Source organism: Janibacter cremeus (genome assembly GCF_029395675.1).
GTDB classification, from domain to species: Bacteria; Actinomycetota; Actinomycetes; order Actinomycetales; family Dermatophilaceae; genus Janibacter; species Janibacter cremeus_A.
Window position 1 is genome coordinate 490,610 of the sequence record NZ_CP115184.1, and the last position, 26,946, is coordinate 517,555.

The 26,946-nt window shown below is 72.4% G+C and carries 22 protein-coding genes and 1 riboswitch; of the genes, 17 read left to right on the forward strand and 5 right to left on the reverse strand.

The window, feature by feature from the left end; all coding sequences use genetic code 11:
- The first annotated feature begins 10 nt into the window (after positions 1–10).
- From O9K63_RS02215 to O9K63_RS02230, 4 genes are all read left to right on the forward strand, one after another.
- On the forward strand, positions 11–1,204 hold the full coding sequence (locus O9K63_RS02215) for a DUF4192 domain-containing protein (protein WP_277240171.1): 1,194 nt from the start codon (positions 11–13) through the stop codon (positions 1,202–1,204).
- 72 nt (positions 1,205–1,276) lie between these two features.
- A riboswitch (SAM riboswitch) is annotated at positions 1,277–1,386 on the forward strand.
- 15 nt (positions 1,387–1,401) lie between these two features.
- Positions 1,402–2,541 (forward strand): homoserine O-acetyltransferase MetX, encoded by a 1,140-nt coding sequence (gene metX, locus O9K63_RS02220; protein ID WP_277240172.1) that lies wholly within the window; start codon positions 1,402–1,404, stop codon positions 2,539–2,541.
- A gap of 113 nt (positions 2,542–2,654) precedes the next feature.
- Positions 2,655–3,056: a universal stress protein gene (locus O9K63_RS02225; RefSeq protein ID WP_277240173.1), complete on the forward strand. Its 402-nt coding sequence runs from the start codon at positions 2,655–2,657 to the stop codon at positions 3,054–3,056.
- Between the two features lie 220 nt (positions 3,057–3,276).
- Positions 3,277–4,965, forward strand: coding sequence for an RNA polymerase sigma factor (locus O9K63_RS02230; RefSeq protein WP_431190345.1), 1,689 nt, complete (start codon positions 3,277–3,279; stop codon positions 4,963–4,965).
- An 85-nt stretch (positions 4,966–5,050) separates the two neighbouring features.
- On the opposite strand, the gene O9K63_RS02235 is transcribed toward O9K63_RS02230, so the two are convergent.
- The 4 genes from O9K63_RS02235 to O9K63_RS02250 all read right to left on the reverse strand — a co-directional run bounded on the left by O9K63_RS02235 (position 5,051) and on the right by O9K63_RS02250 (position 10,590).
- Entirely contained in the window at positions 5,051–5,914 is an 864-nt protein-coding gene (locus O9K63_RS02235) for a sulfite exporter TauE/SafE family protein (protein WP_277240174.1), read from the reverse strand.
- 183 nt (positions 5,915–6,097) lie between these two features.
- Positions 6,098–8,389 (reverse strand): DUF3488 and transglutaminase-like domain-containing protein, encoded by a 2,292-nt coding sequence (locus O9K63_RS02240; RefSeq protein WP_277240175.1) that lies wholly within the window; start codon positions 8,387–8,389, stop codon positions 6,098–6,100.
- Positions 8,386–9,594: a DUF58 domain-containing protein gene (locus O9K63_RS02245; protein WP_277240176.1), complete on the reverse strand. Its 1,209-nt coding sequence runs from the start codon at positions 9,592–9,594 to the stop codon at positions 8,386–8,388. The genes O9K63_RS02240 and O9K63_RS02245 overlap by 4 nt, the downstream gene beginning before the upstream one ends.
- A gap of 3 nt (positions 9,595–9,597) precedes the next feature.
- On the reverse strand, positions 9,598–10,590 hold the full coding sequence (locus O9K63_RS02250; protein ID WP_431190379.1) for an AAA family ATPase: 993 nt from the start codon (positions 10,588–10,590) through the stop codon (positions 9,598–9,600).
- A 338-nt stretch (positions 10,591–10,928) separates the two neighbouring features.
- Between O9K63_RS02250 and mraZ the strand changes: the two genes are divergently transcribed.
- The 3 genes from mraZ (at position 10,929) to O9K63_RS02265 (ending at position 13,094) form a co-directional block, all read left to right on the forward strand.
- The gene (gene mraZ / locus O9K63_RS02255) at positions 10,929–11,360 is read left to right on the forward strand and encodes a division/cell wall cluster transcriptional repressor MraZ (protein ID WP_277240178.1); all 432 of its coding nucleotides are present in this window, start codon (positions 10,929–10,931) and stop codon (positions 11,358–11,360) included.
- Positions 11,361–11,595: 235 nt separating this feature from the next.
- The gene (gene rsmH / locus O9K63_RS02260; RefSeq protein WP_277242236.1) at positions 11,596–12,558 is read left to right on the forward strand and encodes a 16S rRNA (cytosine(1402)-N(4))-methyltransferase RsmH; all 963 of its coding nucleotides are present in this window, start codon (positions 11,596–11,598) and stop codon (positions 12,556–12,558) included.
- Positions 12,559–12,563: 5 nt separating this feature from the next.
- Positions 12,564–13,094, forward strand: a complete 531-nt coding sequence (locus O9K63_RS02265) for a hypothetical protein (RefSeq protein ID WP_277240179.1) — start codon at positions 12,564–12,566, stop codon at positions 13,092–13,094.
- Between the two features lie 6 nt (positions 13,095–13,100).
- Here the strand turns inward: O9K63_RS02265 and O9K63_RS02270 are convergent, their stop codons facing one another.
- On the reverse strand, positions 13,101–13,454 hold the full coding sequence (locus O9K63_RS02270; protein ID WP_277240180.1) for a hypothetical protein: 354 nt from the start codon (positions 13,452–13,454) through the stop codon (positions 13,101–13,103).
- Here O9K63_RS02270 and O9K63_RS02275 point away from each other — a divergent pair.
- The 10 genes from O9K63_RS02275 to ftsZ all read left to right on the forward strand — a co-directional run bounded on the left by O9K63_RS02275 (position 13,435) and on the right by ftsZ (position 26,931).
- Positions 13,435–15,228, forward strand: coding sequence for a peptidoglycan D,D-transpeptidase FtsI family protein (locus O9K63_RS02275; protein WP_277240181.1), 1,794 nt, complete (start codon positions 13,435–13,437; stop codon positions 15,226–15,228). The two genes, O9K63_RS02270 and O9K63_RS02275, sit on opposite strands and share 20 nt — an antisense overlap.
- Positions 15,229–15,239: 11 nt before the next feature.
- The gene (locus tag O9K63_RS02280; RefSeq protein ID WP_277240182.1) at positions 15,240–16,796 is read left to right on the forward strand and encodes a UDP-N-acetylmuramoyl-L-alanyl-D-glutamate--2,6-diaminopimelate ligase; all 1,557 of its coding nucleotides are present in this window, start codon (positions 15,240–15,242) and stop codon (positions 16,794–16,796) included.
- Positions 16,793–18,193, forward strand: coding sequence for a UDP-N-acetylmuramoyl-tripeptide--D-alanyl-D-alanine ligase (locus tag O9K63_RS02285; RefSeq protein ID WP_277240183.1), 1,401 nt, complete (start codon positions 16,793–16,795; stop codon positions 18,191–18,193). The genes O9K63_RS02280 and O9K63_RS02285 overlap by 4 nt, the downstream gene beginning before the upstream one ends.
- A complete protein-coding gene (gene mraY / locus O9K63_RS02290; protein WP_277240184.1) occupies positions 18,190–19,275 on the forward strand; it encodes a phospho-N-acetylmuramoyl-pentapeptide-transferase in 1,086 nt (361 codons plus the stop codon). Before O9K63_RS02285 ends, mraY begins: the two co-directional genes overlap by 4 nt.
- Positions 19,272–20,780 carry a UDP-N-acetylmuramoyl-L-alanine--D-glutamate ligase gene (gene murD / locus O9K63_RS02295; protein WP_277240185.1) on the forward strand — a complete coding sequence of 503 codons (1,509 nt, stop codon included), beginning with the start codon at positions 19,272–19,274 and terminating at the stop codon, positions 20,778–20,780. Before mraY ends, murD begins: the two co-directional genes overlap by 4 nt.
- 2 nt (positions 20,781–20,782) lie before the next feature.
- The gene (gene ftsW / locus O9K63_RS02300; protein ID WP_277240186.1) at positions 20,783–22,069 is read left to right on the forward strand and encodes a putative lipid II flippase FtsW; all 1,287 of its coding nucleotides are present in this window, start codon (positions 20,783–20,785) and stop codon (positions 22,067–22,069) included.
- Positions 22,066–23,178, forward strand: coding sequence for an undecaprenyldiphospho-muramoylpentapeptide beta-N-acetylglucosaminyltransferase (gene murG / locus O9K63_RS02305; protein WP_277240187.1), 1,113 nt, complete (start codon positions 22,066–22,068; stop codon positions 23,176–23,178). Before ftsW ends, murG begins: the two co-directional genes overlap by 4 nt.
- Complete coding sequence (gene murC, locus O9K63_RS02310; protein ID WP_277240188.1) at positions 23,171–24,610, forward strand: UDP-N-acetylmuramate--L-alanine ligase; 1,440 nt, start codon at positions 23,171–23,173, stop codon at positions 24,608–24,610. The genes murG and murC overlap by 8 nt, the downstream gene beginning before the upstream one ends.
- 10 nt (positions 24,611–24,620) lie before the next feature.
- Positions 24,621–25,385 carry a cell division protein FtsQ/DivIB gene (locus tag O9K63_RS02315; protein ID WP_277240189.1) on the forward strand — a complete coding sequence of 255 codons (765 nt, stop codon included), beginning with the start codon at positions 24,621–24,623 and terminating at the stop codon, positions 25,383–25,385.
- Positions 25,386–25,536: 151 nt separating this feature from the next.
- Positions 25,537–26,931: a cell division protein FtsZ gene (gene ftsZ / locus O9K63_RS02320; protein ID WP_277240190.1), complete on the forward strand. Its 1,395-nt coding sequence runs from the start codon at positions 25,537–25,539 to the stop codon at positions 26,929–26,931.
- Positions 26,932–26,946: the final 15 nt, after the last annotated feature.

Consider the following 26,946-nt stretch of genomic DNA (forward strand, 5'->3'; position numbering starts at 1 on the left):
GATTCGGGGCATGACAACGACAGTTCGCCCCCGCAATCCCGCCGAGCTCGCCGTGGTGCTCCCGTACCAGCTCGGCTACCACCCCGGCCCCTCCGTCGTCGTGACCGTCCTGCACGGCAAACGCCTCGGGCTCGTCCAGCGCCACGACCTGCTCAGCGACCCCGAGGACTGCCGCGGTGCCGCCGGGCAGGCGATGGCGATCGCCGCCCGCGAGTCGGCGACGGCGGTGATGGTCATCGCGCACGAGGACCGTGCAGGTGACTCCGCCCCCTTGTCCGAGGCGATGCTCGAGGCCGCGACGGCCGAGGGGATCAGCGTCCACGACCGCGTCGTGGTGCGCGACGGGCGCTGGTACTCACCCGACTGCGCCCAGAGCTGCTGCCCCGAGGAGGGTCAGCCCCTGCCTCGGCCGGAGGACGTGCCCGCCGTCGCGGCCTTCGTGCACGCCGGCGTCGCGCCACTGCCGAGCCGTGCGGCCATCGTTGAGGGAGTGCTACCGGGGCGGGACGAGGACCGCGCGCGCTCCGTGGGCCTGCACCTGGCAGCCCTCGGGTCGCCCAGCAGCACGCGCACCTTCGGTGGTGGCCCGACCGGCCCGCCTGCCTCCTGGTTGGACCGTGGGGAGGACGTCCTCGCGTGGTGGGCACAGCTCCTCGACCCGCGACCCCGGGCGATGGCCGTCACGGTCTTCAGCGACGAGGCGCTCGCCCGGGTGGCGACCTCGCTCCGGGACGTCGTCTGGCGCGACGCCCTCCTGGGCGTCCTCTGCCCGGGTGCCATGCCGATGGCCGAGAGCTGCGGCGCCCCGGCCGCTGCGGCGGTGCTCGCCGCCCGGTGGTGCCCGTGGGTGCCCGACGTCGACATCGCCGTCGAGGACGTCGCGGCAGGGATCGACGAGGAGCGGGCGCGTGCCTCGGCCGACGTCTCTCCCGAGCGGTGGCACGAGGAGGTGCTCGCCGTGCGCTCGCGCCTGGTCGAGCTGAGCCGGTTGCTGCCACCCGAGGCGACGCCGCCCGTCCTGACCCTCGTGGCCCACCTGGCCTGGTGGGTGGGGGACGGGACGGTCGCCGGCATCTGCCTGGAGCGGGCCCTGGAGATCGAGCCGGACCACCGGCTCGCCGAGCTGATGCTGCGGTTGCTCTCCGCGGGGGTGCGACCCTGGGCCGGTGCCCTCCGGGAGGGGGCGTCGGGGGAGGCCGCCTGAGAGGCCCGCCGGAGGGTCCGGTGTGCGGACCCCGCTCGATCCTTGTCGCTTCACTGGCTATGGTTGTCGGCAGGTCATGAGCGCCAGCGTCAAGCCCCGGCTTGCTGGCCGGCAACCCTCTTCGCGACGGGGTGCCCCGGGTGATGACCTGGCTGCACCGTAGGGGTGTGGCAAGGCGAGCCCCGGGAGACCTCATCATGAGCGTGACCACCAGGCCCCCCACGACTGCGGGTTCCTGGCGCGACGGAGACCACCCCGGCCGCCGGAAGTTCGTCACCATCGGTGACCTCGATCTCGAGTCCGGCGACCGGCTGCCCGACGTGGTCCTCGCGTACGAGACGTGGGGCGAGCTCAACGAGCGCCGTGACAACGCGATCCTCGTCGAGCACGCCCTCACCGGGGACAGCCACGTCGTCGGCCCGGCCGGTCCCGGCCACCCCACCGCGGGCTGGTGGCCCGACCTCATCGGCTCCGGCGCACCCCTGGACAGCGACGAGTACTTCGTCGTCGCCATCAACGTCCTCGGCGGCTGCCAGGGCAGCACGGGCCCCGGCGCCCGCTCCGCCGACGGACGTCCGTGGGGGAGCCGGTTCCCCCGGGTGACGATCCGTGACCAGGTCACCGCCGAGGCGCGCCTGGCCGACGAGCTGGGCATCCACACGTGGCAGTCCGTCATCGGTGGGTCCATGGGCGGCATGCGCACCCTCGAGTGGGTCGCGAGCTTCCCCGACCGGGTCGCCGCCGCGGTGGCGCTCGCGACGAGCGGTTACGCCACGGCCGAGCAGATCGGGTGGAGCCAGGCGCAGATCCTCGCCATCCGCAACGACCCCTGGTTCGCCGGCGGCGACTACTACGACAACCCGCAGGGTCCCGAGGCCGGCCTGGGCATCGCCCGGCGCATCGCGCACATCACCTACCGCAGCGAGCCCGAGCTGCACCAGCGCTTCGACCGCGAGGTCCAGGACGAGCCGGTCGGGCCCAACGGCCGACCGCGGTACACCGTCGAGAGCTATCTCGACCACCACGGCGGCAAGCTCGCCGCCCGCTTCGATGCCAACTCCTACGCGGTGCTGTCGGAGGCGATGAACTCCCACGACATCGCTCGTGGGCGGGGTGGCCTGCGCGAGGCACTCGCCCCCTTCGCCGGTCGTCTCGTCGTGGTACCGGTCGACTCCGACCGGCTCTACCCGCCGCGGCTGTCCGAGGAGCTCGCCGAGGCCAAGCCGGGGGCCGAGCTGGTGACGATCAGCTCCCTCGTCGGCCACGACGGATTCCTCACGGAGGGCGACCAGGTCGCCGACCTGCTGCGCTCCGTCGTCGTGCCGCCACCCCGCTGAGGCGTGCCCTGCGAAATCGTCGCCACGCCAACGCATTCGTGAGACACGTCACGCGGTCGCGGTGTAGCGTTCGACCTAGGTCTTCCATCAGCAAGTCGTCTTGAGGAGCACAGATGATCGTCGTGGGGTACGTGTCGACCAAGGAAGGCGAGGCCGCGCTGGAGCGGGCCTTCGAGGAGTGCAAGCTGCGCGACGAGCAGCTGACCGTCATCCACTCCGATCGTGGCGGTGCCAGCCTCAGCGGTGACGCCGCCCGCAAGAACGACAGCGACCTGCGCCGGGTGGCAGCCCGTCTCGAGGATGCCGGCGTCAAGGGCGATGTCCGCGGGCTCGTGCGCGGCAAGGAGCCGGCCGAGGACCTCATCGCCGTCGCGGAGGAGACCGATGCCTCGCTGATCGTCATCGGGCTGCGTCGCCGCACCCCGGTCGGCAAGCTGATCCTCGGGTCCAACGCGCAGCGAGTCCTGCTCGACGCACCCTGCGACGTGCTCGCGGTCAAGGCGGACGCCCGCTGAGGACCGCACACCAGCGACACCGGGGCGCTCCCTCTGCAGGGGACGCGCCCCGGTTTCGTGCACCTCGGGCCACCCTCGGGTACCTGTGCCGGACGGCAAGGATTTATAATGGGGACACAGCCCATCGCGCAGCGTGCGGGCGAGTCGGGACACCGGGGACACGCCACCTCCACGATGCCCCGGCGGAATCCACCGTGACGAAAGGTTGTTGGTGACTGCTGTGTCCCCACGGTTCGACGGGGCGCAGGGCTCCCTCCCCAAGGAGTTCTCGCACTCAGCGCTCCAGGAGCTGGTGCGCCAAGGACATACCGCAGGGCTGGTCACGCCAGACCAGCTGCAGGTTGCATTCAGCGAAGCCAAGATCAGCCCCAGCCGGGGAAAGGCCGTCTTGCGTGCGCTCGACGACCAGGGAATTGAGGTTCAGGTGCCAAAGTCCATAGCCGCGAAGAAGACGGCCAAGAAGGCCCCCGCGAAGAAGGCCGCGGCTGCCTCGACGTCGGAGACGTCGGAGAAGAAGGCCACGCCGGCGAAGAAGGCTGCCGCGAGCACGAAGTCCACGGCCAAGAAGTCCGCCGCGAAGTCCACCGCTGCGGCGGCGGAGACGCCGGAGGCCCCGGAGGCCGCGAAGGCCGCGGAGAAGAAGACCGCGCCGAAGAAGGCGGAGTCGACCAAGAAGGCCGCGACGAAGAAGACCGCCGCGAAGAAGACGACGGCGAAGAAGACGGCCGCCACCAAGACGAGCGCGGCCGCCGCTGCCGCGCCGGCGAAGAAGGTCGCGCCCGCCAAGCAGGCCGCCGCCAAGAAGGCCGCCGCCAAGAGCGCCGCCGCCAACCCGACGACCACCACGGCCGAGGAGCCCGAGGAGGGCGAGGACGAGGTCCTGGGTGAGGACCCGAAGGAGAAGTCCAAGAAGGAGCAGGAGGCCGACGAGAAGGGCGGCTTCGTCATCAGCAACGATGACGAGGGTGATGCCCCTGCGCAGCAGGTCGTCACCGCCGGCGCCACCGCCGACCCGGTCAAGGACTACCTGAAGCAGATCGGCAAGGTCGCCCTCCTCAACGCCGAGCAGGAGGTCGAGCTCGCCAAGCGGATCGAGGCCGGTCTCTTCGCGGAGGAGAAGCTGGCCACCGCCGAGAAGATCGACATGAAGTTCAAGCGCGAGCTGTGGTGGATCGCCCAGGACGGCAAGAACGCGAAGAACCACCTCCTCGAGGCCAACCTGCGTCTCGTCGTCTCGCTGGCCAAGCGCTACACCGGCCGCGGCATGCTCTTCCTCGACCTCATCCAGGAGGGCAACCTCGGGCTGATCCGTGCCGTCGAGAAGTTCGACTACACGAAGGGCTACAAGTTCTCCACGTACGCGACGTGGTGGATCCGCCAGGCCATCACCCGCGCGATGGCCGACCAGGCCCGCACCATCCGCATCCCGGTGCACATGGTCGAGGTCATCAACAAGCTCGCCCGCGTGCAGCGCCAGATGCTGCAGGACCTGGGCCGCGAGCCCACCCCGGAGGAGCTGGCCAAGGAGCTGGACATGACCCCGGAGAAGGTCGTCGAGGTCCAGAAGTACGGCCGCGAGCCGATCTCGCTGCACACACCCCTCGGCGAGGACGGCGACTCCGAGTTCGGTGACCTCATCGAGGACTCCGAGGCGGTCGTGCCGGCCGACGCGGTCAGCTTCACCCTCCTGCAGGAGCAGCTGCACAGCGTCCTGGACACCCTCAGCGAGCGGGAGGCCGGTGTGGTCTCGATGCGCTTCGGCCTGACCGACGGCCAGCCGAAGACCCTCGACGAGATCGGCAAGGTCTACGGGGTCACCCGCGAGCGCATCCGCCAGATCGAGTCGAAGACAATGAGCAAGCTGCGTCACCCCAGCCGCTCCCAGGTCCTGCGCGACTACCTGGACTGAGCATCACCCACGACGAAGGGGGCGAAGCAGCGACGGCTGCTCCGCCCCCTTCGTCATGGGTCGGGATGGAGAACTGCGGCCGGGATCAGGCGGTGGACGCCGCCCGCAGCGGGCACCGCGGCGCGGCGAACCAGCAGACCGCGCCAGCAGCACCAAGGACGCCGGCACCGATCCCGACGACGAGCCCGGCCGTGGCGGGCAGCTCCTGGACGAGGACGAACACGCCCATCACCAGCACGAAGATCCCGAAGCCCTTGCGCAACGCCGCCTCCGGAATCCGCCCGGCCAACCGCGCCCCGAGGAACGAGCCGACGACGGCCGCGGTCGTCACCGCGCCGATCAGCCCCCACTCCAGGGTGACCGTGGTGAGGTAGCCGGCCAGGCCCGCGAACGACTTCATGGCAATGACCACCAAGGACGTACCCACGGCCACGGGCATGGCCAGCCCGCCCATCAGTGCCAGGGCCGGGACGACGAGGAAACCACCGCCGGCCCCGACCAGACCGGTCACCAGGCCCACGACGAGGCCCTCGAGAATCACCTTCAGCACCGGCAGCTCCCGATCGTGGGGCTGGACAGCCTGGTTCTTGCGGCCGCGGATCATCGCCACGGAGGTGGCGACCATCATCAGCGCGAAGGCGATCATCAGCAGCGTGCCGGAAACGTGGCCACCAAGCAGGCCGCCACCGAAGGCCCCGGCCATACCGGCGGCGCCGAAGACCAGCCCGGTGCGCCACTTCACTCGCTGGTTGCGGGCGTGATTGACGGCACTGACGGCCGAGGTGACTCCGACCACGAACAGGGAGGCCGCGATCGCCTCCTTGGGCGGGAGCCCCGCCACATAGGTCAGGATCGGCACGGTCAGGATGGACCCGCCGCCGCCGAGCAGACCGAGCGAGAGCCCGATGAGCACCGAGAACAACAAAGTCAACACAAGAGTGGCGGTCATGAATCCATGTCCTTATCCTCCCAGCCGACTCCGGCCGGGATCACGATCGGGTGGCAACACTGCTGCACTGGCACGGGCCGGAGAGACTCCAGGGCCCCAACGGAGGGTCCGACCCCACCACGTTCTTGAGTCGAGTATTGCAGATACCCCCCGGAGTATCCACCTGCCCGGGTCGGCTCCTGCCTATCGCCGGCGGACGAGGTCGACCGCGCGCTGCGGCAGGGAGAGCCAGGCGTCGACGCCGGCCCGTGGCCACAGGATCGCCTTCAGGCGGGAGCTGGTCATCCGCTGGTGGCGGACCGTCCCGACGATCGAGGTGACCTCGGCGGAGACGTCGGGCAGGTCCTGGTCCGGGCGCCCGTAGCGGGCGCGCTCCACGGTCGCCACGACGTGGTCGAGCTGCTCACGCGTTGGGTCGTCGAGGTAGCCGTTCCTGCCAACCCACTCGCCGACGCGGCGCGGGGTGGCCCCCACGGGCGGGCGCAGGCCCAGGTCGTCGAGCCGGCCGATGAGGTCCTGCCACTCCGCCTCGACCCGGGCCGGGGGGTCGGGGGCCGTGGCCCGCTCGCGTCGACGGGCCAGCCACGCGGTGACCGGCATGATCGCCAGTGCGGCCACGGCGAGCAGGAGGCCGAGCAGCCACGGTCGCCACGGCCGGCTCTCGCCCTCGCCGGTCGGGTCGACCGCGGTCCGGTCCTGCGCCTCCGGGACCGGCTGCGTGCTCGTGCTCGTCGTGGTCTCGCTCGTGGTCGTCGTCTCGTCCGTGGTCGCGGCCCCGTCGCGCTCGATGGAGATGGAGTACGACGGCACGCTCGCCGCGCGGGCGCCGGGGGTCGGCTCGAAGCGGGTCCATCCGACACCCGCGAAGTACAGCTCCGGCCAGGCGTGGGCGTCGCTGGCCCGGATGACGCGTTCCTCGGCATCGACGGCCTCACCGGGGAGGAAGCCGACGACCACCCGGGCGGGGATGCCGTGGGCGCGCGCGAGCAGGGTCATCGTCGAGGCGAACTGCTGGCAGTAGCCGACCTTCGTCTCGAGGAAGGACAGGACCGGGTCGTCGGGGGCCCCCGGCGGGTCGGGGACCTGGAGGTCGTACTCGAAGTCCGGCCCGCGCAGGTACTCCTGGTACGCCTGGGCGGCCGTGAGGTCGTCGGCGCCCCCGGGCGCCAGGGAGAGGGCCAGCTCCTGGATCGCCTCGGCCGACGCGGGGTCGAGGGCGAGGTACTCGTCGGTGTACGCGGGGACGTCGACCGAGGACCTCGACTCGCCCGTGCCGAAGTCCTCCTCCTGCGGGTCCAGCTCGAGGTAGCTGCTCGAGTAGCTGCTCGGGGTGCGCTGCACGCGGGCCGTCCCGTCGGAGCCGAGCGCCCAGGGGATGCCTCCGAGGTCGACCTCGGTGGGGTGTCGTGGCAGGGCGATCTGCGGGGCGGCCACGCCGTTGGCGCTGATGGCGAGGCTGCGCTCCTCGCGGGCGATGGACTCGGCCGCGGCGGACGCCGGCCGGGGCAGGTCGAACTCCTCCCGGGGTTGCAGCGCTCCCGAGCGCATGCGCCCGAAGCCGTCCTCGAAGTCGGTGACCACGGCGACCCGCAGCGGCTCGGGCGTCGGATCGTCGGTCGTGTAGCGCAGCACCGGCTCCTCGCTCGGTGACCGGAGGCTGCGCCTGAGGTCGAGCTCGGTCGACAGGCGGATGCCGTCGGTGGAGCGGGCCGACCCCGCACCTCCCGCGCCGAGCCCGTCGAGGACGTATCGGGTGGGCAGGTGGGGCAGCGCCGCCGGGATGAGGAGGGCACCGACGAGGCAGATCGCGGAGATCCGTGCTGCCTGCCACCGCAGCGAGCGGGCGGCGAGCGCCTCCCCGTCGGCGTCGGCCATGAGGGGGACGGCCGTCGTCCACTCCCGCATCTCGCGGTCGGACTGGTTGACGACCATCGCCATCCACAGCACGGCACCGACGGCGAACCACCCCCACGGGAGCGCGCCGCCGGAGTTGGCCGCCGAGACGAGGAAGAGCGACAGCAGCGGCAGCCCCGCGACCGTCGGGGCCGCGGCCGTCGCCGCGGACATGTCGACCGCGAGCCCGACGACGACGACGATGATGACGAGCACGACGGTGACGCCGGGGGACTCCGGCGCGGGCGCGGCGTAGGTGGTGATCGTCTCCTGGGCGTCCCGCACGTAGTCGAGGAGCCGCGGCCACGTCCGAGCCGTCGGCACGACCCCGTAGACCGTCGTCCCGCCCAGCTGGGTGGCCAGGACGTAGGCGGTCGCCGCGAGGAGCTGCCCGAGGATCGTCACCCCCGCCCGCCGGACGAGGCCCCGCAGGACGACTCCGGTGACGGCGACGACCACGACACCGAGCACCGCGGCCGGCAGCCACGCCGACTCCTCGAAGAGCGTCGTCAGCGGCATCGCGACCACGATGGTCGCCACGGCCGCGAGCGTCGCCGCCAGCGACTGCGTCCCGGTGTTCATCCGCGGACCACCCGTGCGACCGCGAGCTGCTCCCACAACCGCGGGAGCTGGTCACCGGGGTGGACGACGAGGCTGCGCCACCCACCGAGCTCGAGCCGTTGCGCGGTCAGCTCGGCGGAGTCGCCGGCGTCCGCGCCGAACCCGTCCCGGTCGATGACCAGGGCCAGCCCGTGGGGGGCGCGGGCGGCGACGGGCTCGGCGTCCCGTGCGCCGAGCGCGCCGATGACCGCGACGACGAGACCGCCTCCGTGCCGGGCGAACTCGTCGAGCGCCTCGACCATGTGGTGCGCCGAGGCCTGGTCGGAGGGCTGTACGGCGGCGAACCGGTCGAGCGCGTGCTCGACGTTGTCGAGCACGAGGACGTGGCCGGCACCGGCGGAGGCGAGCGAGAGGTGGACCTCGAAGCGCTCCGCGAGCAGCAGCGCCGTGACGGACGCCGCCGCGGTGACCGCCCACTCGAAGGAGCCGCCGTTGCCCGTCCCGGCATGGACACAGGCCCGGTCGTCGAGGACGACGAGGGCGCGACGACGCGTGGGCTCCTCGTCCTGGCGGACCATCGTCTCGCCGGTGCGGGCGGTGGAGCGCCAGTGGATGCGCCGCAGGTCGTCACCGATGCGGTACTCGCGCACGCCGATGTCGTCCTCGCCGTGCAGGGCCATGCGCGGGGTGGAGGCGGAGTCGCCACCGCTGCCGGCGGTGACACCGCGCACGGGGAGCAGTGGGACGGTGCGCGGGAGGACGACCAGGGCGCTCTCGCCGGGCACGGCCACGAGGCGGGTGGTCAGGCCGAAGGGGTCGTTCACCCGGACCGACAGCGGGCCGATCGTGTGGTGGCCGCGCACGTGGGAGCGCACCCGGTAGCGCAGGGCGCGCTCCTCGTCCCGACGCAGCCGGGGGATGAGCAGGTGCGGGCGGTCGCCGAGCGCGTAGGCCAGTCCCTCCTCGCCGCGCAGGAGCGGGGAGGTGGTCCGACCGGTGTTGCGGACGGTGAGCGTGACGTCGGCGTGCCCGTCGATCGGGATGCGGGCGGGGGAGAGGGAGCGGCCGACCTCGAGCGAGACGGGGCGCCGCGTCAGCAGGGAGGCCAGCAGGGGCAGGACGACGAGCAGGGCGCCGATCCGGGTCAGGTCGTGCAGCCCGAGGACCATGCCGGCCACGGCGATGCCCACCCCGGCGCCGACGAAGGCGCGTCCTCGCAGGGTCATCGCTCAGCGGGGGCCGGGCACTCGCGTGCGCTGCACGATCTCCGCGACGACGTCGGCGGCGGAGTGCCGGGCGAGCTGGGCCTCGCTGCTCAGCAGCAGCCGGTGCTCGAGCACGACCGTGGCCAGCGCCTGGATGTCGTCGGGCAGCACGTGGTCACGTCCGGCGAGCGCCGCGTGGGCCCGCGCGGCCCGCAGCAGGTGCAGGGTCGCGCGCGGTGAGGCGCCGAGGCGGATGTGGGAGCTGTGGCGGGTGGCGGTGGCCAGGTCCACGACGTACTGCCGCACGGCGGGGGAGGCGTGCACCGTGCGCACGGCCTGCACGAGCCGGACGATCCCCTCGGCGTCGGTCACCGGCTCCAGGCCCTCCAGCGGGGAGCGGGACCCGTGGTGCTCGAGCAGGTCGACCTCGGCGGCGGCCGTCGGGTAGCCCACCGACAGCCGTGCCATGAAGCGGTCGCGCTGGGCCTCGGGGAGGGGATAGGTGCCCTCCATCTCCACCGGGTTCTGCGTGGCCATGATGATGAAGGGGTGCGGGAGCTCGTAGGTGTGCCCGTCGACGGTCACCTGCGACTCCTCCATGCACTCCAGCAGCGCTGACTGCGCCTTGGGGGAGGCCCGGTTGATCTCGTCACCGACGACGACGTTGGCGAAGACGGCGCCGGGGCGGAACTCGAAGTGCCGGGTCTCCTGGTTGTAGATGCTCACGCCGGTGATGTCGCTCGGGAGCAGGTCGGGGGTGAACTGCACGCGCCGCACCGAGGCATCGATGCTGCGGGCGAGGGTCTTGGCCAGCATCGTCTTGCCGACGCCCGGGACGTCCTCGATGAGCAGGTGGCCCCCCGCGAGGAGCACGGTGATCGCCGTGCGGACGACGTCCGGCTTGCCCTCCATGACGCCGTTCATCGCCTCGGCGAGACGTGCGCCCACGGCCACGACGTGCTCGAGGTCCTCGCTCGGCGCGTGGGCGGGCGCCGCGTCTTCCTTGCTCAGCGTCACCACGACTCCGATCCGTGGGTTCCCGGACGTTCCCCCACTTCGCTCCAACTCACCCCCGAGCCTACGTGGCGTCGGGCTGCGAGCCCGCTCCCACGGGGTCGCTCACCTGCGCCGACGGCTCCCGGCGTCGCCGCCATGGCCGGAGGAGGGCGAAGGGGGGCGGCAGGCTGCGAATTTCCCCCCACTTTGCACCACCTGCCATTTATCAGGGGAAACACAGGGTATTCAGGCTCGATTTGTGGGCGCGGGAGGTGTGTTTCGGGCCCCGGTGGAGTAAAGTGGGGGAAGAAGGAAGCGCGTGGTGCCATTCGGGTCGATTCGTAGGGGAGGTGACCGCGATGTTCCTCGGGACGCACACCCCCCGTCTGGACGACAAGGGGCGCCTGTTCCTCCCCGCCAAGTTCCGGGACAAGCTCGCCGGTGGCCTCGTGATGACCCGTGGGCAGGAGCGCTGCCTCTACGTCTTCCCGATGGAGGAGTTCGTCAAGGTCACGCAGAAGTTCCAGGAGGCCCCCACCTCCAGCAAGGCGGCCCGTGACTACATGCGCGTCTTCCTCTCCGGGGCGAGCGACGAGATCCCCGACAAGCAGGGCCGCGTCACCGTCCCCGCCGCGCTGCGCGAGTACGCCGGGCTCGACCGCGAGTGCACCGTCATCGGCGCCGGCTCGCGCGTCGAGGTCTGGGACACCGCCGCGTGGAACGAGTACCTCGCCAGCACCGAGCAGGCCTTCGCCGACCAGTCCGAGGAGGTGATCCCCGGACTCATGTGACGGCAGCTGCCGTCCGGCCTCCAGCCGAGACGTACGCCGACGCGACTTCCCCCGCGCCGGACGCGTCCCGGATGGGGACCGGGTGGCAGCTGCAGGACACGACAGGTACCGGAGATCACCCCTCTGCCCAGACCCACCACCGCACCAGACCGAGACGACGAAGGGAGTGACCGTGGACGATGCGCACGCCGGCCCCGAGCCGGGCCGGGACGCCGCCTCACGGCACGTCCCCGTCATGCTCGAGGAGGTCCTGACGCTGCTGGCGCCCGTCCTCTCGACGCCTCCCGAGGGCATCAGCCGTCTCGTCCACGTCGACGGCACGCTGGGCATGGGCGGCCACGCCGAGGCGGTCCTCGAGGCCGGCCCCGACGTGCACCTCGTCGGTATCGACCGTGACCCCCAGGCGCTGGAGCTCGCGGGGGAGCGGCTGGCCCGATTCGGTGACCGCGTCACCCTCGTGCACGCGACCAACGACGAGATCGGCGACGTCCTCGACGACCTGGGCATCGAGACCGTCACCTCCGCCTTCTTCGACCTCGGGGTCTCCTCCCTGCAGCTCGACGAGACCGAGCGCGGGTTCGCCTACGCGCACGACGCCCCGCTGGACATGCGGATGGACCCGACGGTCGGCATGACCGCTGCCGACGTGCTCAACACCTACGAGGCCCGCGACCTCGCCCGCGTCCTCTCCCAGTACGGCGAGGAGCGCTTCGCCCGCAAGATCGCCGCGGCGATCGTCCGGGAGCGGGAGGTCACCCCCTTCGTCACCTCGGGGCGCCTCGTGGAGCTGCTGCGCAGGACCATCCCGATGGCCACCCAGCGCGGTGGTGGCCACCCGGCCAAGCGCACCTTCCAGGCGCTGCGGATCGAGGTCAACGAGGAGTTGGCCGGCTGGAGCCGGGCGCTGCCGCTGGCCCTGCGGCGCATCGCGATCGGCGGCCGGATCGCCGTGCTGTCCTTCCACTCCCTCGAGGACCGCATCACCAAGCGGGCCCTGGCCGCCGGCGCCACCTCCACCGCACCCCATGACCTGCCCGTCGAGCTGCCCGAGCACGAGGCCGAGCTGCGCCTGCTCACCCGCGGTGCGCTCGGGCCCACGCAGGCCGAGCTCGACACCAACCCCCGATCCGCCTCGGTGCGCCTGCGTGCCGCCGAGCGCACCAGAGCCCCCCGGCCGATGAAAGGCACCATGAGATGAGCCAGATGTCTGTGGCAACCACCGTCGCCAAGCGCTCCACGACGGGCACGCGGCGGACCTCGCTGCGCGTCGTCACCCCGGAGGAGCGGACCGACTCCGCATGGTTCCCCGTCCTGTGCGTCGCGCTGCTGCTCGCCGGCCTGGCCGCCGTGCTGGGGCTGAACACCGCGATGGCGCAGGACTCCTTCGAGGTCACGGCGCTCGAGGAGAGGACCGCCGAGCTCTCCGACACGCACGCCGCCCTCGAGCAGTCGATCAACGACCACTCCGCCCCGCAGAACCTCGCCACCGAGGCCCGAGCCATGGGCATGGTCCCCAGCGACACCGCCGCCTTCATCGACATCGAGAAGGGCCGCATCCTCGGCGTGGCGACGGTCGCGGACAAGCGGAAGGGATTTACCGTGGACGCAGCATCCACGGCCACGGTCGAGGAGCAGAAGTCCTCCGACGAGAACGCGTCGTCGCACGACACGGCGGCGGACGACGAGCCGGGCGGCACCGAGTCCGCCGACACCCCCGAGACCCCCAGCGACTGACCGACATCACCACCCGCGACGCAGAGAGGCAGCGCCTGTGACCGAGCGTCGATCCGGCGGCAGCGGGCCCTCGCCCCGCCGCACGTCCGGAGCGAAGGGGGCCTCCCCCCGGCCACGCACCGCGCCCACCGCAAAGAAGGCCGTGCCGAAGAAGACCGCGGGCCCGAAGGCCACCGGACGGCCGAGCGCGAAGAAGGCGGCACCGAAGAAGGCGACGCCGAAGAAGGCCGCCTCGCGGCCGAGCGCGAAGAAGACGGCACCGAGGCGCCCGGCACCGGTGCGCCGGCCCGCCGTGGCCGCCACGGCCGGGACGGCGGCCCCGGGCAACTCCCGGGCGCGCATGCGCGCCCTGATGGTCACCTCGCTGATCGTGCTCAGCCTCTTCGCCGCGCAGCTGCTGCGCATCCAGGGTTTCGACTCCGAGGCCGTCGCGGCCAACGCCCTGGCCCAGCGCACCCACACCGAGACCATCCCGGCCCAGCGGGGCACGATCTACGGCGTCAACGGGACGGTCCTGGCCCAGAGCCAGGAGCGACGCACCGTGACCGTGGACCAGACGGCCGTGCCCGAGTACGAGAAGACCGTCGGCGGCGAGCTGACGAAGGTCGGCGTGCAGGGCGCCGCGCAGGACCTCGCGGCGCTGCTCGACGAGTCCGAGGGCGACCTCGCGGAGGCCATGACGGGTGAGGAGCGCTACGTCGTCCTGGCGAAGAACGTCTCCCCGCTGACTTGGCGCAGGATCAGCGACCTGGGCATCCCCGGCATCTACTCCGAGCGCACGTCTCAGCGCACCTACCCGCAGTCGACGACCGTCGCCTCGCTCGTCGGCTTCGTCCAGCCGCAGGACCAGAGCGCCGGCGCCGGCCTGGAGCTGCAGTTCGACGACGTCCTCAGCGGCGAGCCGGGCCGGGCGACCTACCAGATCTCCCAGGACGGCTCCCGCCTGCCCAACGCCTCGGACGACATCAACTCCGCCGAGCCCGGGCGCGACATCCGCCTGACGATCGACAACGACATCCAGTGGTACGCGCAGAACGCCCTGGCCAGCAAGGTCGAGGAGACCGAGGCGCTCTCCGGCACCGTCGTCGTCCAGGACGTCAACTCCGGTGAGCTCGTGGCGCTGGCGTCGTACCCGACCTTCGACCCGAACGACCTCGGCAGCGGGGAGGGGGTGTACACCAACCTCGCCTTCAGCGACGTCTTCGAGCCCGGGTCGACCGCGAAGATCATGACGGTCGCCGCCGGTCTGGAGGAGGACACCATCACGCCGCAGACGCCGATGCTCCTCCCGTACTCGATGCGCCGTGGCAACGCCACGCTCAAGGACTCCCACCCCCACCCGGACGAGTACCGCACCGTCGCCGGCGCCCTCGCCCAGTCGAGCAACACCGGCATGATGCTCATCGGCGAGACGATGGAGCCCAAGACGCTCGAGGAGTACCTGCGCCGCTTCGGTCTGGGCTCGACGAGCGGCTCCGGCTTCCCCGGCGAGTCCGGCGGTCTGCTGCCTCCGGCGGAGGACTGGAGCGGCTCGCAGCGGTACACGATGACCTACGGCCAGGGTGTCTCGACGACCGCGGTCCAGGTGACCAACGTCTTCCAGGCGATCGCCAACGACGGCCTGCGGATCAGCCCGACCTTCGTCGACTCGATCGCGGACGAGGACGGCACCTGGCGCCCGGCGCCGGAGGGGGAGACCAACCGCGCGGTGTCGAAGAGGACGGCCAACCAGGTCTCGCGGATGCTGGAGGGCGTCGTCTCCGAGGACGGCACCGCCCCCGAGGCGCAGATCGAGGGGTACAGCGTCGCCGGCAAGACCGGCACCGCGGACCGCTACGACCCGGACACCGGCGGGTACTCCGGCAAGACGGCCAGCTTCATCGGCTACGCCCCGGCGGACGACCCGCAGCTGGTGATCTCGGTCATCCTGCAGCGCCCGATCAACGGCTACTACGGCGGCACGGTCGCCGCGCCGGTCTTCAAGGACGTCATGACCTACGCCCTGCAGAAGAAGAAGGTCCCCCCGACGCCCGCGGACGAGCGCACCCCGCAGGTGCGCACCGTCCCGCCCGGCAAGCCGGACATGGACGACCCGGATCTGCTGCGTGACCGGGGCGCCCCTGGTGGAGGGTAAGGTCGACGATCGTGTCATTTCCACGTCCTGAGCGGGTGCAGCCGCTGACCCTGGCCGAGGTGGTCGAGGCCCTCGGACCCGACGCCGCACGGCTCGTCGACCCCTCGACCGGGTCGGTCGCGGTGACCGGGGTCTCCCTCGACACCGCCACCGTCCGTCCCGGCGACCTGTGGGCCGCCCTGCCGGGCGCCCGGGTCCACGGCGCCGACTTCGTGGCGGCAGCGGCCGGGGCGGGGGCGGTCGCCGTCCTCACCGACGCGGACGGTGTCTCCCGGATCGCGGCGAAGGGGGTCGACCTGCCCCTCGTCGAGGTGGCCGGCCCACGCTCGCGCCTGGGCGAGGTCTCCGCGGCGATCTACGACAGCGCCGCCGCGATGCCGACGATGTTCGGCATCACCGGCACCAACGGCAAGACGACGATCGCCTACCTCATGGTCTCGGCGCTCGAGGCGCTCGGCCGCACCACCGGGCTCATCGGCACGATCGAGACCCGGGTGGGCGAGGAGCGGATCAAGTCGGTGCGCACCACCCCGGAGACGACGGACCTGCACGCGTTGCTGTCGGTCATGGGGGAGCGGGGCGTCGACGACTGCGTCATGGAGGTCTCCAGCCACGCGCTGACCCTCCACCGCGTCGACGAGGTCGTCTACGACGTCGCGCTCTTCACCAACCTCAGTCAGGACCACCTCGACTTCCACCTGACGATGGAGGACTACTTCCAGGCCAAGGCCGGACTCTTCACGCCGCAGCGCTCCCGGCACGGCGTCGTGTGCATCGACGACGAGTGGGGGTACCGCCTCGCCGCGCAGGCGGGTGTCCCCGTCACGACCGTCACCTCGCGCCTGGACGTCGAGGCCGACTGGGTGGTCCGCGGCGACCCGCGCGAGCCCGACCTGACCCTCAGCAGCGCCGACGAGGTGCTCCACCTGCGCTCGGCGCTGCCGGGTGACTTCAACCGCGTCAACACCGCCATGGCGGCGGTCGCGCTCATGCTCTCCGGCATCGCCCCCGACGACGTCGCCGAGGCGGTCCTCACCCGGCCGGAGGTCCCCGGCCGGATGGAGCTGGTCCTGCCCAGCGACACCGCGCGCCCCGACGTGGAGGACCTGCCGACCGCCCTCGTCGACTTCGCGCACACCCCCGACGCCGTCGGTGCGGTGCTGTCCGCGCTGCGCCTGCAGACCAACGGCCTGCTCGTCGTCGTCCTCGGCGCCGGCGGCAGCCGTGATCCCGGCAAGCGTCCGGGCATGGGCGCCGCCGCGGCCGCGCACGCCGATGTCGTCATCGTCACCGACGACAACCCCCGCGACGAGGAGCCCGAGGTCATCCGCGCGGCCGTCGCCGACGGGGTCTGGCCGCGCTCGCGCGCCCGACTGGAGAACGTCCCCGGTCGCGCCACCGCGATCGAGCGGGCCGTCGAGATCGCCTGCGAGTCCGGGCCCGGCGCCACCGTCGCCGTCCTGGGCAAGGGCCACGAGCAGGGCCAGGAGGTCCGCGGCGAGGTCCGCGACCACGATGACCGGGTGGTCCTGCGGGCCGCCCTCGACCACCGGAGCGTCACGGGATGATCCCCACGACCCTGGGCGCCGTCGCCGGCATCACCGGCGGGCGCCTCCACGGATGCAGCACCAGCGAGGCCGAGGCGATCACCGTCGACGGCCCCGTCGTCACCGACTCCCGGGAGGCCGCCCCGGGCAGCCTCTACATCGCCCGCGTGGGCGAGTCGGCCGACGGCCACCAGTTCGTCCCGGCCGCGGCGAAGGGGGGAGCAGTCGCCGCGATCACCACGCGCGAGGTCGACGGCCTGCCCGCCGTCGTCGTCGAGGACGAGCAGGCGGCCTTCGTCGCCCTCGCGCGCCACCTCGTCGACTCCCGCCCCGACCTGACGGTCATCGGGATCACCGGCTCGTCCGGCAAGACGAGCACCAAGGACCTGCTCGGCGCCGTCCTCGGGGCCGACGGCGAGACGGTCGCCCCGGTCGGCTCCTACAACTCCGAGGTCGGGGTGCCGCTGACCGTGTGCCGGATCACCCCGGCCACCCGGCACCTCGTCGTCGAGATGGGCGCCCGCGGGATCGGGCACATCGAGTACCTCACCCGCATCGCCCCGCCACGCATCGGCATCGTCCTCAACGTCGGCCACGCCCACGTCGGTGAGTTCGGCTCGCTCGAGGCCGTCGGCCGGGCGAAGTCCGAGCTGCCCGCCGCGCTGCCGCCGGAAGGGGTCGCCGTCCTCAACGCCGACGACCCGGTCGTCGCCGGCATGGCCGCCCGCACCCGCGCCCACGTCGTCCTCGTCGGGGAGTCCGAGGGGGCCACCGTCCGCGCCACGGACATCACCCTCGACGAGGCCGGCCGCGCCTCCTTCACCGTCACCGCCCCCTTCGGCACCGCGCACGTGGCCCTGGGCCTCGTCGGCCGCCACCACGTCGGCAACGCCCTGGCCGTCATCGCGGCCGCCGACGCCGCGGGGATGGACCTCGACCGGGTCGTCACGGCGCTCGCCGCCGCCCGCCCGCTGAGCCGCTGGCGGATGGAGGTCACCCGCCGCGAGGACGGCGTGACCGTCGTCAACGACGCCTACAACGCCAACCCCGACTCGATGTCGGCCGCCCTGCGCTCGGTGGCCGGGATGGCCACGCAGGGCCGGCGGTGGGCCGTCCTCGGGGCGATGCTCGAGCTGGGTGACGACGCGCCGGTCCTGCACGCGCAGGTCGGGGCCGAGGTCGCGGAGCTGGGCTTCGACGAGCTGCTCGTCGTCGGCGAGGACGCGCTGCCCCTGGCCGACGGCGCCCGGGGGGCCGGGGTCGAGGGCCTGCACGTGCGGACCGTCCCCGATGCCGACGCCGCCGAGGGCCTCCTGCGCGAGGAGCTCGACGCGCAGGACGTCGTGCTGCTCAAGTCCAGCCGTGACGCCGGGCTCCGGTGGCTCGGCGACGCCATCAGCCAGGAGGCCCGCGCATGAAGGCGGTACTCATCGCTTCCGTCATCTCCCTCGTCGTGGCCCTCCTGGGCACGCCGATGTTCATCAAGTACCTCGTCAGGCAGGGGTACGGCCAGTTCATCCGCGACGACGGCCCCGACTCCCACCACACCAAGCGCGGCACCCCGACCATGGGTGGTGCGGTCATCATCCTCTCGACGGTCGCCGCCTACGTCCTCGCCCACCTGGTGCTGTGGACACCGCCGACGGCGAGCGGCATCCTCGTGCTCTTTCTCATGGTCGGTCTCGGCGCCGTCGGCTTCGCCGACGACTACATCAAGATCAGCAAGCAGCGCAGCCTCGGACTGAAGTCGGGGGAGAAGCTCGTCGGGCAGGCCCTCGTCGGGGTGACCTTCGCGGTCCTGGCCCTGCAGTTCCCCAACGAGGCCATGCGCAGACCCGCGTCCACGCACATCTCCTTCGTGCGCGACCTGCCGATCGACCTGTACTTCGCCGGCCCGGTCATCGGCCTGGTGCTCTTCGTCATCTGGTCCAACCTGATGATCGCCGGCACCTCCAACGGCGTGAACCTCACCGACGGACTCGACGGGCTCGCGACCGGCGCCTCGGTGATGGTCTTCGCCGCCTACGTCGTGATCGCCACATGGCAGTTCAACCAGAACTGCCAGATCAACCCCGGCGCCAAGTGCTACGACGTGCGCGACCCGCTCGACCTGGCGGTCATCGCCGCCGCCGGTATGGGGGCGTGCTTCGGCTTCCTGTGGTGGAACGCCTCACCGGCGAAGATCTTCATGGGGGACACCGGCTCCCTCGCCCTCGGTGGTGCCCTGGCCGGTCTGGCGATCATGTCGCAGACCCAGCTGCTCGTCGTCGTGCTCGGCGGCCTCTTCGTCACGATCACCCTGTCGGTGATCGTCCAGGTCGCCTCGTTCAAGACCACCGGCAAACGGGTCTTCCGGATGGCGCCCCTGCAGCACCACTTCGAGCTGCTGGGGTGGCAGGAGGTCACCATCGTCATCCGCTTCTGGATCATCGCCGGGCTCTTCGTCGGCGTCGGCCTGGGCGTCTTCTACGCGGAGTGGGTCGTGGGAGCGCCCTCGTGACCGGGGCACCCGACCGTGACGCCCGCAGTGCTCGAGTGGCCGACCTGACCCACCGGGACGCCGACTGGTCCGGGCTGCGCGTCGTCGTCACCGGGCTGGGGGTCTCCGGCTTCGCCGCCGCCGACTCGCTGCTCGAGCACGGTGCCCGCGTGCGCGTCGTCGACGCGCAGGCGCCCGAGTCGGGGTCGATGATGGCCCAGCGGGCCCAGATCCTCGAGGTCCTCGGGGCGCAGCTGCTGCTCGGCGACGGCGCGGAGGAGGCCCTGCCGGGCCCCGCCGAGGACATCGACCTCGTCGTCACCTCCCCGGGCTGGCCCCCGCACCAGCCGCTGCTCGCGGCCGCCGCCGACGCCGGCATCCCCATCTGGGGCGATGTCGAGCTCGCCTGGCGGATGCGCCCGAGCGAGGGAGCAGCACCCTGGCTGCTCGTCACCGGCACCAACGGCAAGACGACGACCGTGCAGATGCTCACCGCGATGCTGCGGGCCGCCGGGCTGCGCGCCGCCAGCGGCGGCAACGTCGGGACGCCCGTCATCGAGCTGGTGCAGGACCCGCAGCCCTTCGACGCCATCGCCGTGGAGCTGTCCAGCTTCCAGCTGCACTGGAGCCACTCCCTTCGCCCGCTGGCCGCGGCCTGCCTGAACATCGCGCCCGACCACATCGACTGGCACGGCTCCCTGGCGGCCTACACGCAGGACAAGGGCAAGGTCTTCACCCACGCCGAGGTCGCCTGCGTCTACAACGTCGAGGACCCGGCCACCCGCCGCCTCGTCGAGGAGGCCGACGTCGTCGAGGGCTGCCGCGCGATCGGCTTCACCCTCGGCACACCGCAGCTGTCCATGCTCGGGGTGGTCGAGGACGTCCTCGCCGACCGGGCCTTCGTCGAGGACCGGGAGCAGTCCGCGGCCGAGCTCGGCACGCTCGCTGACGTGCAGGGGGAGGCGACCGCCCTCGCCCCGCACCTCGTCGCCAACGCCCTGGCGGCCGCCGCGCTGGCCCGCGCCTGCGGGGTCCCGCCGATCGCCGTCCGCGAGGGCCTGCGCACCTGGCAGCCCGAGCCGCACCGGATCGCCCACGTCGCCACCTTCGGCGACGTGCAGTGGGTCGACGACTCCAAGGCGACCAACCCCCACGCCGCCCGGGCCAGCCTCGTCGCGCACGAGCACGTCGTCTGGGTCGCCGGCGGGCTGCTCAAGGGCGCCGACGTGGACGAGCTGGTCGCCGCGGCCGCCCCCCGGCTGCGGGCGGCGGTGCTCATCGGGCAGGACCGCGCGCAGATCGCGCAGGCGCTCGCCCGACACGCGCCCGACGTCCCCGTGATCGATGTCGCCGCGACGGACACTGGTGCGATGGATCTCGTCGTCCGGCACGCGGGTGACCTCGCGCGACCGGGTGACGTGGTGCTGCTGGCCCCGGCAGCGGCATCGATGGACATGTTCGACAACTACGGGGCCCGCGGCGACGCCTTCGCCGCAGCGGTGGATCGGTACGTGCAGGAGGGGTGACGGTGAGCAGCAACGCAGCGACCGGACGTGGTCGGTCTGCGACGCGCCGCGATCGCCGGGGGAGCCGTCCGCTCGAGCAGTGGCTGGCCCGCTTCGAGTCGCCCATGACGACCTACTACCTCCTGCTCGGCGTCGTCGGGCTGCTCGTGGGCATCGGCCTGGTCATGGTGCTCTCGGCGTCGATGATCGTCTCGCTGAAGGAGAACGACTCCTCCTTCACGATCTTCCTCAAGCAGTTCGTCTTCGCGGTCGTCGGTGCGCTCGTGCTGTGGTGGTCCGCCCGGCGCAGCGTGGCGTTCTGGAAGTGGCTCGCGTTGCCGGCGCTGCTGGTCTCGATCGTGCTGCTCGCGCTCGTCTTCTCACCCCTGGGGTTCGGCTTCCAGGGCAACCGCAACTGGATCGGGGTCGGTCCGGTGACCCTCCAGCCGAGCGAGGTCGCCAAGCTCGGGCTCGTCCTCTCCGGTGCCCTGATCCTCGAGCGCAAGCGCGAGCTGCTCGGCTCGATCAAGCACGCGCTGGTCCCCTTCGTCATCCCGATCGCCCTCGCGCTGCTCACGCTCGTGATGCTGGGGCACGACCTCGGCACCGCGACGGTCATCGCGATGATCGTCGTCGGCATGCTCTTCGCCGCGGGGGTGCACCTGCGGTGGTTCGTCGTCGGCGCCGGGCTCTTCGCCGCACTGGGTGTGGTCGCCGCCGGCGTCGGCAACAGCCGCATGCAGCGCATCCAGATCTGGCTCGACCCGCAGGCCTGCGCCCCCGGCAGCCAGCTGTACTACGACATCTGCCGCCAGCCGATGCACGGACGCTTCGCCCTCGCCGACGGCGGCTGGCTCGGCGTCGGGCTCGGCGCCAGCCGGGAGAAGTGGGGCTGGCTGTCCGAGCCGTACAACGACTTCATCTTCGCGATCATCGGCGAGGAGCTGGGGCTGCTCGGCACCCTGGCCATCCTCGGGCTCTTCGCCGCCTTCGCCCTGACCGGGATGCGCCTGGTCTCGCGCACCGACGACGTCTTCGTGCGGATCGTCACCGCAGGCATCTGCACGTGGGTGCTCGTCCAGGCCACGATCAACATCGGTGCCGTGATCGGCATGCTCCCCGTCATCGGCGTCCCACTGCCCTTCGTCTCCTCCGGCGGGTCCTCGCTGGTGACCACGATGCTGGCCGTGGGCGTGCTGCTCAGCTTCGCGCGCAACGAGCCGGGCTGCTCTGAGATGATCGCTGCCAAGCCGTCCGGGCTGCGTGCCCTGCGCGCCCGGCTCCCGATCAGGAGGACCTCCACCCGATGACTGGCTCCCGCCCCACACGCGTCCTTCTGGCGGGGGGTGGCACCGCGGGTCACGTCTCGCCGCTGCTCGCCCTCGCCGACTGCCTGCGCAGGCGCGACCCGGACGTCGACGTGGTCGCCCTGGGCACCGTCGAGGGACTGGAGTCGCGCCTCGTGCCCGAGCGCGGCTACGAGTTCCGCACCGTCCCCAAGGTGCCGCTGCCGCGCAAGCCCACGGGCGATCTCGTCCGGCTGCCGGTCAACCTGCGCCGGGCCGTCGCCGCCGCGCAGCAGGCGATCGAGGAGATGGACGCCCAGGTCGTCGTCGGCTTCGGCGGCTACGTCTCCACCCCCGCCTACCTCGCCGCCCGTCGCCTCGGGGTGCCGATCGTCATCCACGAGCAGAACGCCCGGGCCGGCATCGCCAACAAGGTCGGGGCGCGCTTCACCGACCACGTCGCGATGACCTTCCCGGAGACCAGGCTGCCCGGCGGCCGGGTCATCGGCATGCCCCTGCGACCGGAGATCATCGCCCTCGACCGGCCCGCGATGCGTGTCGGGGCGCGGGCGTACTTCGGTCTGCGCGAGGACCTGCCGGTGCTGCTGGTGACCGGCGGGTCGCTGGGGGCGAAGCGGCTCAACGACGCCTTCGCGGCGAGCGTGGCGACGCTGCGTGACGCCGGCGTGCAGGTGCTGCACGCCACCGGCGCCGGCAAGGACTTCGTGGCCGTCGGCGGCGACGAGAGCGTGCCCTACGTCGTGCTGCCCTACGTCGAGCGGATGGACCTGGCCTACGCGGCCGCGGACGCCGTCGTCTGCCGGGCCGGGGCCAACACCGTCTGCGAGCTGACGGCCGTCGGCCTGCCCGCCGTCTACGTCCCGCTGCCCATCGGCAACGGCGAGCAGCGCCTCAACGCCTCCGGTGCGGTGGCGGCCGGCGGGGGACTCCTCGTCGAGGACGCCGACGTCGATCCGGGCTGGGTCGCCGCGGAGATCGTCCCGCTGCTGCGGGACGCCCAGCGGCTGGACGCGATGTCGCGGGCCGCGGCCTCGGTCGGCCACCGCCACGCCGACGAGACCCTGGCCGACATCGTCACGGCGGCCTGGGTGGAGGGCGGCAGCCGTGGCTGATGCGCTGCCACCCGTGCCGCGCAACCCGCGCTTCGACGTCCTCGCCCCCCGACTGGCCCTGGCCGACCTGGGCGTCGTCCACGTCCTCGCCGCGGGCGGGGCCGGCATGTCGGCGATCGTGCGACTCCTCCTCGACGCCGGGGTGGAGGTGCGCGGCAGCGACGCGAAGGACTCCCCGTTGCTCGACCGGCTCCGCGGGCTGGGCGCACGCATCCACGTGGGGCACGACCCCGCCCACATCGAGGGCGCCGACACGGTCGTCGTCTCCTCCGCGATCCGCGAGTCCAACCCCGAGCTCGTCGCGGCACGGGAGCGCGGCCTGCGCGTGATCCACCGCAGCCAGGCCCTCGCCGCCGCGATGGACCGGCAGGAGCGGGTGGCCGTGGCAGGAGCCAACGGCAAGACGACGACGTCCTCGATGCTCACCGTCGCCCTCCTCGAGGCGGGGGAGAACCCCTCCTTCGCCCTCGGTGGCGAGCTGTCGACGCAGGGCGTCAACGCCGCCCTCGACGACGGGGCCGCCTTCATCGCCGAGGCCGACGAGTCGGACGGCTCCTTCATCGCCTACGAGCCGCACGTGGCCGTCGTGACCAACGTCCAGCCGGACCATCTCGACTTCTACGGCGACTTCGCCACGGTCGAGGCCGCCTACCTCGAGTTCGTCGGGACGATCGAGCCGGACGGCCTGCTCGTCGCGTGCGCCGACGACGAGGGCTCGGCCCGACTGGCCGAGCGGGCGGCCGAGGCGGGCCGGCGCGTGCTCACCTACGGCTTCACCGAGGGCAGCGACCTGCGACTGTCCGACCCGGTCCTCGACGGGACCGACGCGCGCGCCACCCTCACCGCCGGCGGGACCGACCGGGAGCTGGCCATCGCCGTCCCCGGACGGCACAACCTGCTCAACGCCGCGGCCGCCTACGCCGCCGCCGTCGAGGGCCTGGGCGTGGACGCGGAGGCGGTGCTCGCCGGCCTCGCCGCCTACGGGGGGACCCGACGGCGCTTCGAGACGAAGGGGGTCGCCCGCGGCGTCACCGTCGTCGACGACTACGCGCACAACCCCGGCAAGGTCGAGGCCGTCGTCCGCACCGCCCGGGAGATCGCGGGGGAGCGGCGTCTGGTCGTCGTCTTCCAGCCGCACCTGTACTCGCGCACCCGCGACTTCGCCGAGCTCTTCGCCCGGGGCCTCGCCCCGGCCGACGAGGTGCTGCTGCTGGACGTCTTCGGCGCCCGTGAGGAGCCCGTGGAGGGGGTCAGCTCCCGGCTGGTCGCCGAGCCGCTGGCGGCAGCCGGGACGACGTCCTCGGTCGTGACCGAGGACGAGGCCCTGGAGCGCGTCGTCGCCACCACCGCGGAGGGCGACCTCGTGCTCACGGTCGGCGCCGGTGACGTCACCGCGCTCGGTCCGCGCATCCTCGACGCCCTGCGACGGTGAGGAGGACTCCATGGCACAGCGGTCGATGAAACGGCGCCCTGCGCGCAGCGGGACGAGGGAGGCGACGGAGCGTCGCTTCGTCGAGCGGGCGGCGCAGGCCCGGGGGCAGCGACTGCGTCGATGGCTGGTCGCCCTCCTCGTCATCGCGGCGCTCGGCGGACTGGGCTGGCTGCTGGGCTTCTCCACGCTGCTGGACGTGCGCACGGTGGAGGTCACCGGGGCGGACAAGGCCGACCGTGCGGCGATCGAGCAGGTCGCCGCCCAGCAGGAGGGCACCCCGCTCGCCCGGGTCGACGGCAGCGCGGTGGCGGCCCGGATCTCGCAGGAGGTGCCCGCGGTGAAGTCCGTGGACATCGACCGCGGCTGGCCGCACACCCTCAATGTCAACGTGACATCGAGAGTTCCGGCGCTGGCGGTGCGGGAGGACGACGGCTTCCGGCTGCTGGACATCGAGGGAGTGGTCATCCGCACGACCTCCTCGGCGCCGAAGGGCGTGCCCACCGTCAGGGCCGAGGACGGCGCCGAGGTCTCCGGGCACGGCGTGCGGGCGGCCCGCGGCATGCTCAAGGCGCTGCCGGAGGACATGCGCGATCGCGTGCGCGGCGTGACGGTCGACGGGGCGGACCAGGTCAGCTTCCGGCTGGGCCGCACGACCATCGTCTGGGGTGACGCCGAAAGTCCGAAGGTCAAGGTGAGGCTCATCCCGATCCTGCTGGAGAAGAAGCCGGAGATCATCGACGTCTCCGCCCCCGGCTCACCCGTGACGACGGGTTAGGCTGGGCGACACGCCGGGCCGTGCGTTTGCTCCCCGGGCCGGGGCGGCATAACGTCACCCGCACACCGAGCGTGACCAAACTGTAACCCTGAAGTTCACCTTGAGCTTATGGGGTGACGGCACCACCGAGCAGCAGCAACAGGAGTCCCCCGTGGCATCAGCCCAGAACTATCTGGCCGTTATCAAGGTCGTCGGCATCGGCGGCGGTGGCGTCAACGCCATCAACCGGATGATCGAGGTCGGGCTCAAGGGCGTCGAGTTCATCGCGATCAACACCGACGCCCAGGCGCTCCTGATGTCCGATGCCGACGTCAAGCTCGATGTCGGTCGCGAGCTGACGCGCGGTCTCGGTGCCGGCGCGGACCCCGAGGTCGGCAAGAAGGCTGCCGAGGACCACGCCGAGGAGATCGAGGAGGTCATCAAGGGGGCCGACATGGTCTTCGTGACCGCCGGTGAGGGAGGCGGCACCGGCACGGGTGGTGCCCCCGTCGTCGCCAAGATCGCCAAGAGCCTCGGTGCCCTGACCGTCGGTGTCGTCACCCGCCCCTTCACCTTCGAGGGGCGTCGCCGGGCCAACCAGGCCGAGACCGGCATCGGCTCGCTGCGCGACGAGGTCGACACGCTCATCGTGATCCCCAACGACCGGCTGCTCTCCATCAGCGACCGCGCCGTGAGCATGCTCGACGCGTTCCGCTCGGCCGACCAGGTGCTCCTCTCCGGTGTCCAGGGCATCACCGACCTCATCACCACGCCCGGTCTGATCAACCTCGACTTCGCCGACGTCAAGTCCGTCATGCAGGGCGCCGGGTCCGCGCTCATGGGCATCGGTTCCGCGCGCGGTGAGGACCGGGCCGTGCAGGCCGCGGAGCTGGCGATCTCCTCGCCGCTGCTCGAGGCGAGCATCGACGGCGCGCACGGCGTGCTCCTGTCGATCCAGGGTGGCAGCGACCTCGGCCTCTTCGAGATCAACGAGGCCGCCCGCCTCGTCCAGGAGGCTGCGCACCCGGAGGCCAACGTCATCTTCGGGACGGTCATCGACGACGCGCTCGGCGACGAGGTCCGCGTGACCGTCATCGCCGCCGGCTTCGACGGTGGCGCCCCGACGCCGCGCCAGGACGACCGGGCCCTGGGGCAGGTCCAGTCCGGTGGCCGCAACCAGCCGGCCGCGCCGCCGCAGCAGGGTGGCCAGCCGCAGCAGTCTCCCGCGCAGGGCCGGCCGGCCCAGCAGGCACCGGCCCAGCAGGCACTGCCCCAGCAGGCGCCGGCCCAGGGGCAGCCGCAGTACGCGCCGCAGGGCCAGCCGGCCCCGCAGCAGGGTGGTCAGCCGCAGCAGGCTCCCGCGCAGGGCCAGCCGGCCCAGCAGGCCCCCGCGCAGGGCCAGCCGGCCCAGCAGGCGCCGGCCCAGGGCCAGCCGCAGCAGGGGCAGCCCGAGCAGGGGCAGCCGCAGCCGGCCCCGGCCCGGCAGCAGGCCTACCCGGCCGCGCCGCCGCGCCAGGTGACCTTCGACGACGGCGACGACCTGGACGTGCCGGACTTCCTCAAGTGATCCACCGACGGGCGG